Origin of the sequence: Parendozoicomonas sp. Alg238-R29 (genome assembly GCF_947331445.1) — a bacterium.
Taxonomy (GTDB): domain Bacteria; phylum Pseudomonadota; class Gammaproteobacteria; order Pseudomonadales; family Endozoicomonadaceae; genus Sansalvadorimonas.
Window position 1 is genome coordinate 60,693 of record NZ_CAMZOG010000001.1, and the last position, 10,147, is coordinate 70,839.

A 10,147-nucleotide genomic window follows, 5' to 3' on the forward strand; every position below is an offset into this window, starting at 1 on the left:
AGCGAAAACTTAATGCATGGCGGCTGATACGATCAAAGACCACCCGAGGGAGCGTCGGTTGGTTAATTTCCGCGTGTGGCTAGCAGTGGTGGTCATGATTCTCATGACCACCGGACTGGTGATTCGCGCGTTTAATCTTCAGGTGATGCAATACGATGAACTGGCGACACAGTCAGAAGAGAATCGTATTCACCTGCGGACGGTGCCTCCTGTGCGGGGCCTTATCTATGACGCCAAAGGGCGCCTTCTTGCTGAAAACCGCCCCAGTTATACCTTGACCATTATTCGTGAGCGGGTTGAGGATATGGACTGGACTCTGGATGAACTAGGTAAACTGGTGACCCTGGATCAGGAAGATGTTGATGAATTTAAAGAGCGGGTTTACCAGAGTCGGCCTTTCAACAGTGTTCCCCTCAAGTATCGACTCAGTGAACGAGAGATTGCCCGGGTTTCCGTAAATCAGCACCGTTTGCCAGGGGTCAATGTTGAGGCGCAACTGATTCGTTACTACCCACAGAAAAACACTATGGCCCATGCGGTTGGCTATGTGGGGCGAATAAACGACAGGGAGCTGAAGAAACTCGATACTTCACTTTACAGTGGTACCAACATTATTGGTAAAACCGGTGTAGAGCGTTATTACGAAGATATTCTGCTGGGTAAACCCGGCTATCAGGAAGTGGAATCAAACGCCCGTGGGCGTGTACTCCGCGTGCTCAAGCGAGTGGATCCAATTCCCGGAAAGGATCTCCATCTCTATCTGGATCTTGATCTGCAGAAAGCGGCTATGAATGCTCTGAAAGGCAAGCGTGGTGCGGTTGTTGCGCTTGATCCTAAAACTGGCGGAGTTCTGACGTTAGCCAGTACGCCTTCCTATGATACTAATTCTTTTGTAACAGGTATTGGTTACAAAGAGTACAGCAACCTCAGAGATAATATTAACCGCCCGCTCTATAACCGGGCGACATTGGGTGAATATCCTCCGGCTTCTACCATCAAACCGTTTGTCGGATTGGCGGCACTGGACAGTGACACTGTTGAAAGTGACTACAGAATCTTTGATAAAGGTTACTTTCAGCTTCCCGGTGAAGAACGCCGTTACCGTAACTGGAAACGGAAAGGTGATGGCTGGACCAACCTGGTTCGCGCTATAGCTCGTTCCAATGATACCTATTTCTATGATATCGCTGTAAAAATGGGTATCGATACTATCCATGAATATATGACTATGTTCGGCCTTGGGCAGCGAACAGGTTTGGATATTGCCTCTGAACGTCCCGGCTTGATGCCGTCTCGTGCGTGGAAGCGCCAGGCCAGAGGAGCGCCCTGGTATCCCGGTGAAACAGTTATTTCCGGTATTGGTCAGGGTTATATGCTGGCCACGCCATTGCAGCTGGCAACAGCGACAGCCGTTCTTGCGAATCGAGGAACAGTCGTTAAACCACGGTTGGCGAAACCAGGTCCGGGTGTGGCACCAGTGCCTCCTTTCGCCCATGTGGAAAAGGATGAAAAAGACTGGGAAACGGTCATCAAAGGTATGCGTGAGGTTGTGGAAAACCCACGGGGTACAGCAGCCTATCGAATTGGTAAAAACCTGAAGTATACCGTGGCCGGTAAAACCGGTACTGCTCAGGTTGTGGGTATTCCTCAGGATATTAAAGAGGAGGAAGCCCAGGTGCTTGAGGAATTCCAAAAGGATCACGGCTTGTTTATTGCCTTTGCTCCGGTGGAAGACCCAAAGATCGCACTGGCAGTGATCGTCGAGAATGACTCCAAAGCAGCAGTGGGTGTGGCTCGGAAGGTTATGGATGCCTGGTTGCTGCCACAGTTGAATGACCTGACTAAGACCAGCCTGCTTTCAGGGAACAAGAAAGAGGGAGAGCTGTAATGTCTCAGGATTTTATTCGTCAGCTTGATCCAAGCCACAATCTGAGAAGTGCGCCATCACTCAGTAGTCGTCTGCACCTTGATCCGCTACTGATTTCCATGCTGTTGGCTTTCTGTACTGCTGGACTGTTTATTCTTTACAGCGCCAGCAGTCAAAATATGGATATGGTGATTCGGCAAGCTATCTATATGCTTGTGGGTTTTGTTGGCATGTGCATTATTGCCCAGATTCCCCCCCGCTATTTGATGATGCTGGCACCATTCGCTTATCTTGGTGGTGTTGCGCTGCTAGTCACTGTTCTGGTGATGGGATATGGTGCCAAAGGTGCGCAGCGTTGGATATCGCTGCCGGGATTTCGCTTCCAGCCTTCCGAAATCATTAAACTGGTTATGCCTCTAACGGTAGCGGCCTGGCTGTGCCGCAGGCCGTTGCCGCCGAAGTTTCAGGATGTGGTGATTGCGTTAATTCTTATTGGTATTCCAACAGCCCTGATAGCCAGGCAACCTGATCTTGGGACTTCTCTGCTGATTGCCGCATCTGGCCTTTTTGTTTTACTCCTTGCTGGTTTGAAGTGGCGGATTATTGGTAGTGCAGTGTTACTGGCCTTACCTGCAATGTGGGGCATGTGGCACTTCGTGATGCGGGAATACCAGAAGCAGCGTGTATTAACGTTTCTGAATCCAGAGAGTGATCCGTGGGGTTCTGGCTGGAATATTATTCAGTCAAAGATTGCCATTGGCTCTGGTGGTTTGTATGGCAAAGGGTGGCTGCTAGGAACACAATCTCATCTCGATTTCCTGCCGGAAAGTCATACCGATTTTATCATCGCAGTTCTGGCGGAAGAGTTCGGTTTAACTGGGGTACTGGTACTTTTGGCGGCCTATGCGCTGATTCTTGGTCGTGGAATCTTCATAACTCTTCATGCGCAAAATATGTTCTCAAGGCTCGTTTCGGGAAGTGTGACCCTGACCTTCTTTGTCTATATCTTTGTAAATATTGGCATGGTGAGTGGGCTGCTGCCAGTTGTTGGAGTGCCTCTGCCGCTGGTGAGCCGAGGGGGAACTTCACTGGTTACGCTAATGGCCGGTTTCGGGATTTTGATGTCTGCCCATACACACAGGAATCTTCTTGGCAGATAAACTTCTTGACTTCCCAACCTTATAAAATGATAAGTAGTATCTGTAAGTAGCGCAGTTTATTGCGCTATTGACCTATTTTGTAACCGGCTGAACCGGTAGGGGAAAGTATCCTTATGATACGATCGTTTTTGTTGGGGCTTACGCCGGGGAAAAGCAGGGCCAGACGCATAACAAAAAAAGCGGCTCTTCTTGCCGCTAGTGCTTCATTCACTATAGGTTTAAGCCTTCCAGTTCACAGTGAAGGTTTTAAAAGTGAAGATATTGACGGATTCATCAATGAGTTGGTGAGGGATGAGGGTTTCTCCCGGCCAGCTCTGGAAAAAATGTTTAAAGAGGTGGAATTCAAACCTCGTATTGTTGAGCTGATCAGCAGACCTGCCGAGCGCCGCTTGACCTGGTGGGAATATCGCAACTTGTTTATCAATGACCTGCGTATTGATCAGGGTGTGGAGTTCTGGAAGAAGAATAAAGGTATTCTTGATCAGGCCAGCAAAACCTATGGTGTTTCCCAGTCGGTCATTATTGGCATTCTGGGTATAGAAACAGGTTTTGGCCGTAACAGCGGTGGCTTCCGTGTTGTTGATGCTTTATCAACCCTTGGTTTTGGCTATCCACGCCGAGCAACCTTTTTCCGCAAAGAATTAAAGGAGTTTTTGGTTCTTTCCCGAGAACAGGGGTTTGACCCTCTGTCACTGACTGGCTCCTATGCTGGAGCCATGGGGATTCCCCAGTTTATGCCTTCCAGTTACCGGGCTTATGCCATTGATTTTGATAAAGATGGCCAGGCCGATATCTGGAAATCTCCAGCTGATGCTGTTGGCTCTATCGCTTCTTATCTGAACCGCCACGGTTGGATTGAAGGTAAACCTGTGGCGTCACGGGCTCATGTTCAGGGGCAGAAATACAGCGCTTTGCTCAGCGATAACCCCCGCCCAACCCGTTCAGTTAACGAAGCTCGTAACCTTGGTTGGAAAAGCCAGCAAGTACTTCCTGATAGTGCCAGAGTGCGTGGGTTGAAACTGGATGGGAAAAATGGCGTCGAACATTGGCTGACCATGACCAATTTCTACGTTATTACCCGTTACAACAAAAGCGACCTCTACGCGATGGCCGTTTATCAGTTAGGGCGTCAGGTTGAGCAGAAAATGCAGGCAAATCAATCCATTTCTAAAGATCAACCTGCTTCTAAAGATCAACCTGCTTCTAAAGAGCAATCCCAGACATTGGTCCAGACTGATACATGAGGCTGGTTTTTTTTAGATCGACAATGTCTGGGTTCAAGATGCTTATCCCCGTGTGCGTGATTATGGTGATGGCGGGCTGCTCTGGTCAGCCAACCCAGGAGCAAATCCAGGCCAGTCGCTACCACATCGCGAATGATCGGGCTCATAAGGATATTGATGTTAGAAATATCCCTGATGCGGTTCCCCGTCCTCCTGCTGGAGATGTGAAAACAGATCCTTACAGCCTGAACGGCAAAACGTATACACCCAGATCTACGGCTGCCGGATATGTCCGTAAGGGAACGGCATCCTGGTATGGTGCCAAGTTTCACGGTTACAAAACCGCGAACGGTGAAATTTACGATATGTATGGCATGACCGCAGCTCACAAGACGCTGCCTCTGCCATCCTACGTGCGAATCACCAACCTTGAAAACAATCGCAGCGTGATTGTGCGGGTTAACGACCGGGGGCCATTTCACGGTAATCGCCTGATTGATCTGTCCTGGGCCGCGGCTAAAAAACTTGGATACCAAAGTAAGGGTGTTGCTCAGGTAAAGATTGAAGGAATCGATACCTCTCCTGAAGGCATGTTGGCTTTTAAGCGGGCGACCCAAAAAACATTAAAGAGTGGCACCGACGCGGATTCTTTAGTGTATCTTCAGGTAGCCGCCCTCAGCAGCAAAGATGGTGCTTTGAGCTTAAAACAAAGGTTGCTGGCAATGACAGACACACCGGTGCAGGTTATTCCTAGTGTTAAAGACAAACTGTTTCGGGTGCGTATGGGGCCTTTCTCTTCGGACCAGGATCTGCTGGAAACCCAGTCAAACCTAGAGAAATATCAGCTTGGTAAGGGGCATAGAGTCTTTGACTGATTGTCCTCCTATAGAAATGTAAAGCTGTTAATACAAAAAGCCCCTTGAATTTTTCCGTGGTTATGACTTATTAATGCACTCCCGGCCTGTTGTTATAATGCTGGATTACATCGAATCCACGATGATCATGGACAGATCCCTGGTGATTCACCAGCTAGTGATGTTGTGTGATTTTTTTGCCACGGAATGCTGTAACTAAAAGGTTTGACTGAAAAAAGCCATGAATCTAACTGCTTCAATATCCCGAAAATTGGCCGCTGCTATGGCCGGTATTGCTTTGTTAGCAATGTCATCAGTGTCTCAGGCTCTGCCTGCCGGTCTGATTCCTTCTCCGCCAAAGGTTGCGGCGAAAAGCTACATTCTGATTGACGCTGTTAGTGGCGAAGTGCTGGCAGAAAGTAATGCTGACCAGATACTGCCTCCAGCCAGTCTGACCAAAATGATGACTGCCTACGTTGTAGAGAATGAACTGGCGGCTGGCAACATTAAGCGAGATGACTTGGTCACAGTCAGTGAAAAAGCCTGGCGTATGCGTGGTTCACTGATGTTTATTGAGGTGGGCGAGAAGGTATCCGTAGAAGATCTTCTGAAAGGCGTCATTATTGTTTCCGGTAATGATGCCAGTGTCGCTCTGTCTGAGTTTGTTGCCGGTAGTGAAGGTGCTTTTGCGCAGGTGATGAATGCGACAGCTAAAGAGCTGGGCATGAACAATACTCATTTCAAAAATGCTTCCGGCTGGCCGATGAAGGATCACTACACTACAGCCCGTGACCTTTCTATCCTTTCCCAGCATATTATTTACGATCATCCAGAGTACTACACCGTTTATGCTGAAAAAGAATTTCAGTATGGCGTGAACAAGAAGACCGGTCGTCCGCTGAACCCTCAGCCTAACCGTAATACCCTGCTGTTCACCAATCCGAGTGTTGATGGTCTGAAAACGGGTCACACTGACGAAGCTGGTTATTGTCTGGCGGCATCTGCTACCAACGGTGAGCGTCGTCTGATCGCTGTGGTGATGGGAACCTCCAGTGAACGTGCCCGTGCCAACGAAACCCAGAAACTGCTGACTTATGGCTTTCGTTTCTTTGAAAACGTAGATGTAAACCGTGGTGGTGTTGCTTTGGAGCAGGTGCGTGCCTGGAAAGGGACTATTGATAACCTGCCTGTTGGTCTGGCCGATGATCTGGTTGTCACTGTACCACGTGGTAAGGGTAAGGATGTGAAAGCTTCCATGGTTGTTGATGACAATCTGGAAGCACCTATCGCTGCAGGCCAGAAAATTGGTTCTGTGATTGTTCGTGTCGATGATGAAATCATCGCTGAACGTGATCTGGTCGCTCTTGAAACTGTTGAAGAGGGTGGTTTCTTCAAGAGTTTGTGGGATAGCATTGTTCGTTTCTTTATGGGGTTGTTTAGCTAAATAGCCTTTGTTGACTGCCAGCTGTTTTTAGCTGGCAGATGACTGAAACTGGAAGAGTTCCATCGTCGTACCAAGAACGAAAAGGTTCCTTTCGGATTTGTTGATCTGCATTAATCTGTGAGGAAGCACAGATTTTGATTATCTGCCGAAGTGGCTAAGGATAAAGCTCAACGCAGAAAGCATGGGGGTGCTATGGCTCAGGTTTATCTGAACGGAGAATTTCTTCCGGTTGAAAATGCCAAGATATCCGTGTTGGATCGGGGATTTCTGTTTGGTGATGGTGTGTATGAAGTCGTACCTTTTTTTGATGGCAGGCCACTCCGGCAGAAAGAGCATATTGACCGCCTTTACCGCAGCCTTGAATCCATAAACCTGAAGATAGAGCAGAAGCCCGAAGAGTGGGATGGTCTGTTCCAAACCCTGTATGCACTGAATAAAGATGATGGTGATAATCAGTCCATCTATCTGCAGATAACCCGCGGTGCCGGGAAAGAACGCTCCCATAACTATCCTGATGGTGTAAAGCCTACCGTGTTTGCCATGACTATGCCTTTTACTCCGGGAATTCGCGTTCAGCAGCATCCGGGAGGAAAAGCCATTACGGTCGCCGATCAGCGCTGGCAGCGGTGTGATATAAAGAGTATTTCTCTGCTGGGTAATTTAATTCCTCATCACCGTGCGCAAGAAGCCGGTGTAACCGAAGCTATTCAGATTGATGAAAGTGGCCGGGTTACAGAAGGTGCTTCTAGTAATGTTTTTGTTATCCGTGATGGGCGTATAATCACTCCACCGTTAAGTGAACGTATTCTGGGTGGTGTGACCCGGGCGCTGGTTTTGCAGCTGGCGGCGAATGACAGTCGCTATGTCTGCGAAGAGCGTGAGCTTTCTGCTGATGATCTGCAGCAGGCGGATGAAATCTGGATTACCAGCTCCAGCCGGGAAATTGTCCCCATTATTGAGTTAGATGGTGTGGCTGTTGGTGGCGGCGAACCAGGGCCTGTATGGCAATACATGGCGGGCCTGTATCGCAGTTACCGTGATGGCACATCATAAATAAGTGATTTGAAGTAGATATGGCTGAACAGCAACCTCCAAAAATTGAATTCCCCTGTGATAACTATCGCATAAGCGTGATGGGTGTTGCTGATGATGGTTTCCATGAGTCTGTTCTGGAGGTTGTTCGCAAACACGCTCCTGATCATGACGGACAATACACCCTGCGAGACAGCAGTAAAGGTCGGTTTGTAGCTGTTGTAGTTACGATTCGGGCAACAGGTGAAGAGCAGTTGCGCGCGCTGCACAATGACTTGAAAGCCAACAAGAATGTAAGAATGGTGCTTTAAAGAAACCCTGTTCGGGGAATGAAAAAAGCACAGAATTGGCAGGAAAAAAGAATGAATAACGCGGAAAAAATTATAGTCCGCGATCTTGGACTACAGCCGTATACGCCAGTCTGGCAGGCCATGACTGAGTTTACCAGTGCCCGGGATAAAACCACGGCGGATGAGCTCTGGCTGGTGGAACATCCTCCTGTATTTACTCAGGGGCAGGCCGGTAAGGCTGAGCATGTTCTGGCTGCGGGTGATATACCAATTGTTCAGGTTGATCGTGGCGGACAGGTGACTTATCACGGTCCAGGGCAACGGGTCATTTACCTAATGCTGGACGTTCGTCGTCTGAGTATGGGCGTCCGTGATCTGGTGACCTGCATGGAACATGCAATTATTAGCACACTGGCACAGTTCGGTATTGAGTCTGCAGCTCGTGCAGATGCTCCGGGTGTTTATGTGGGGGAAGCCAAGATCGCTGCTTTGGGCCTGCGTATCCGCCGTGGTTGCTCTTTCCACGGTTTATCTCTTAATGTGGATATGGATCTGGAGCCTTTTCAGAGAATAAACCCCTGTGGTTATGCCGGGATGCCTGTTGCTCAGGTGCGTAACTATAACTCTTCCGCGAAATTATCTGAGATAACCGATGTTCTGGTCTCACAACTGGCTGAACGGACTGGTTATACTGAAATTAACAAGACTGACGAGCTGCCGGTGATCCCGGGGAGCCTGGAGAATGTTCTTTAAATGTCTGAAAATATTATTCCAACAGTTCAGGTCCCAAGCGGCAGTAAGTTTGTAAACGATAACGGAATTCGTGCCATTAAGAATGGTGTGAAAGCCAGCCAGAGCAACGACCCTCAAAAGCCCCTGCTTCGCAAACCCTCCTGGTTGCGCATCAAAGCACGTACCGATGAACGCTATTCCGATGTAAAGAAAACCGTTCATGGCCATAAGCTGAGTACGGTGTGTGAAGAGGCCATGTGCCCAAACATCAATGAGTGCTGGAGCTCTGGTACCGCCACCATTATGTTGATGGGTGATGTTTGTACCCGTGCCTGTAAATTTTGCGCAGTAAATACTGGTAACCCTAAGGGATGGCTGGATGAGAAAGAGCCGGAAAACACTGCCGAAAGTGTAAAGCTCATGGGGCTGAAGTATCTGGTTCTGACCTCGGTTAACCGAGATGACCTTGAAGATGGTGGTGCCGGACACTATGCCGCTGTTGTAAAGCGAGTTGTTGATGAGAATCCTGACACGGCTGTTGAAGCCCTGACGCCAGATTTTCTCGGCAATCTGAAAGATGTCGAAACTGTTGTGGATAGCGGTATTTCTGTGTTTGCCCAGAATGTAGAAACTGTTCGTCGTTTGACGCATCCCGTGAGAGATCCACGAGCTAGCTATGAGCAGACACTGAAAGTTCTGGAACACTCTAAGAAACACAACCCTAAAGTTCTGACCAAAACCAGTATTATGCTTGGTTTGGGTGAAACTGAAGATGAAATTATTGAAGCGATGGATGATCTGCGGGCTATCGGCGTGGATATCCTGACTTTTGGGCAATACCTTCAACCAACTCGCAACCATATTGAACTCAAGCGCTATGTGACGCCTGAAGAGTTTGAAAAGTATCGCCAGTGGGGGTTGGATAAAGGTTTCCTGGAGGTGGTATCTGGCGCGCTTGTTCGTTCAAGCTACCGTGCGGAACAGGTTCTTCAGAAAAACAATGTTGGCTTGGGTGAGCCAGCGAAGTAATTAGACAAAACATGTAAACCAAGCCCGGCAAACTAGTCGGGCTTTTTAGTTTATCTGCAGGAGAAAGCACCTCCGCCCACAGACCCTACACCTGATTGGTCCAGGGTAAGCATCGGCAAATCAGCTCTTCTTGGTGTGGCTTCGAGAATAAAGGTAGATGTTGTAGCTGGAGCCTGAAAATCAATATCATAATTGATATTGTTGCTATCCACTGGGCTTTGTATGGGGAAGTGTGCTCCAGCAATAGCGCCAGCGTAACCTCTGTTCTCGGCTCGATATCTTTCCAGTGCACTGGCTGATGCCACCAAGGTTCCTCTAGCATCTTCGCAGGCGTTACGAATGACGTAGGCCTGGTACGATGGAAAGGCAACAGCTGCAAGAATGCCAACTATCGCAACAACAATCATCAGCTCTACAAGTGTAAAGCCCTGCTGCCTGAGGACTTGTGGTTTGGTACAAAGGCTACAGTTTTTCATAGAGTTCCTTTAGTGTTAAACAAGAAAACCCGTTGATACC

The 10,147-nt window shown here is 48.5% G+C and carries 10 protein-coding genes; 9 read left to right on the top strand and 1 reads right to left on the bottom strand.

The window, feature by feature from the left end; genetic code table 11:
- Positions 1-16 precede the first annotated feature (16 nt).
- From mrdA to lipA, 9 genes are all read left to right on the top strand, one after another.
- Positions 17-1,888, top strand: coding sequence for a penicillin-binding protein 2 (mrdA, locus tag QMA35_RS00310; protein ID WP_281645124.1), 1,872 nt, complete (start codon positions 17-19; stop codon positions 1,886-1,888).
- Entirely contained in the window at positions 1,888-3,027 is a 1,140-nt protein-coding gene (rodA, locus tag QMA35_RS00315) for a rod shape-determining protein RodA (RefSeq protein ID WP_281645125.1), read from the top strand. Before mrdA ends, rodA begins: the two co-directional genes overlap by 1 nt.
- Positions 3,028-3,140: 113 nt before the next feature.
- Positions 3,141-4,271: a lytic murein transglycosylase B gene (gene mltB, locus QMA35_RS00320; RefSeq protein WP_281645126.1), complete on the top strand. Its 1,131-nt coding sequence runs from the start codon at positions 3,141-3,143 to the stop codon at positions 4,269-4,271.
- 38 nt (positions 4,272-4,309) lie between these two features.
- Entirely contained in the window at positions 4,310-5,125 is an 816-nt protein-coding gene (locus QMA35_RS00325; RefSeq protein ID WP_281645127.1) for a septal ring lytic transglycosylase RlpA family protein, read from the top strand.
- Positions 5,126-5,345: 220 nt separating this feature from the next.
- Positions 5,346-6,548, top strand: coding sequence for a D-alanyl-D-alanine carboxypeptidase family protein (locus QMA35_RS00330; protein WP_281645128.1), 1,203 nt, complete (start codon positions 5,346-5,348; stop codon positions 6,546-6,548).
- A 192-nt stretch (positions 6,549-6,740) separates the two neighbouring features.
- Positions 6,741-7,601, top strand: coding sequence for a D-amino acid aminotransferase (locus tag QMA35_RS00335; RefSeq protein WP_281645129.1), 861 nt, complete (start codon positions 6,741-6,743; stop codon positions 7,599-7,601).
- Positions 7,602-7,621: 20 nt separating this feature from the next.
- Positions 7,622-7,891: a DUF493 domain-containing protein gene (locus tag QMA35_RS00340; RefSeq protein ID WP_281645130.1), complete on the top strand. Its 270-nt coding sequence runs from the start codon at positions 7,622-7,624 to the stop codon at positions 7,889-7,891.
- A 51-nt stretch (positions 7,892-7,942) separates the two neighbouring features.
- Positions 7,943-8,623: a lipoyl(octanoyl) transferase LipB gene (gene lipB / locus QMA35_RS00345; protein WP_281645131.1), complete on the top strand. Its 681-nt coding sequence runs from the start codon at positions 7,943-7,945 to the stop codon at positions 8,621-8,623.
- Positions 8,624-9,631, top strand: coding sequence for a lipoyl synthase (lipA, locus tag QMA35_RS00350; protein WP_281645132.1), 1,008 nt, complete (start codon positions 8,624-8,626; stop codon positions 9,629-9,631).
- A gap of 50 nt (positions 9,632-9,681) precedes the next feature.
- Here the strand turns inward: lipA and QMA35_RS00355 are convergent, their stop codons facing one another.
- Positions 9,682-10,107 (bottom strand): type IV pilin protein, encoded by a 426-nt coding sequence (locus QMA35_RS00355; RefSeq protein WP_281645133.1) that lies wholly within the window; start codon positions 10,105-10,107, stop codon positions 9,682-9,684.
- Positions 10,108-10,147: the final 40 nt, after the last annotated feature.

Bases quoted from the DNA above. Each gene is read 5' to 3' on its own strand.
- mrdA (WP_281645124.1), top strand. From the start codon at position 17: ATGGCGGCTGATACGATCAAAGACCACCCGAGGGAGCGTCGGTTGGTT.
- rodA (WP_281645125.1), top strand. From the start codon at position 1,888: ATGTCTCAGGATTTTATTCGTCAGCTTGATCCAAGCCACAATCTGAGA.
- mltB (WP_281645126.1), top strand. From the start codon at position 3,141: ATGATACGATCGTTTTTGTTGGGGCTTACGCCGGGGAAAAGCAGGGCC.
- QMA35_RS00325 (WP_281645127.1), top strand. From the start codon at position 4,310: ATGCTTATCCCCGTGTGCGTGATTATGGTGATGGCGGGCTGCTCTGGT.
- QMA35_RS00330 (WP_281645128.1), top strand. From the start codon at position 5,346: ATGAATCTAACTGCTTCAATATCCCGAAAATTGGCCGCTGCTATGGCC.
- QMA35_RS00335 (WP_281645129.1), top strand. From the start codon at position 6,741: ATGGCTCAGGTTTATCTGAACGGAGAATTTCTTCCGGTTGAAAATGCC.
- QMA35_RS00340 (WP_281645130.1), top strand. From the start codon at position 7,622: ATGGCTGAACAGCAACCTCCAAAAATTGAATTCCCCTGTGATAACTAT.
- lipB (WP_281645131.1), top strand. From the start codon at position 7,943: ATGAATAACGCGGAAAAAATTATAGTCCGCGATCTTGGACTACAGCCG.
- lipA (WP_281645132.1), top strand. From the start codon at position 8,624: ATGTCTGAAAATATTATTCCAACAGTTCAGGTCCCAAGCGGCAGTAAG.
- QMA35_RS00355 (WP_281645133.1), bottom strand. From the start codon at position 10,107: ATGAAAAACTGTAGCCTTTGTACCAAACCACAAGTCCTCAGGCAGCAG.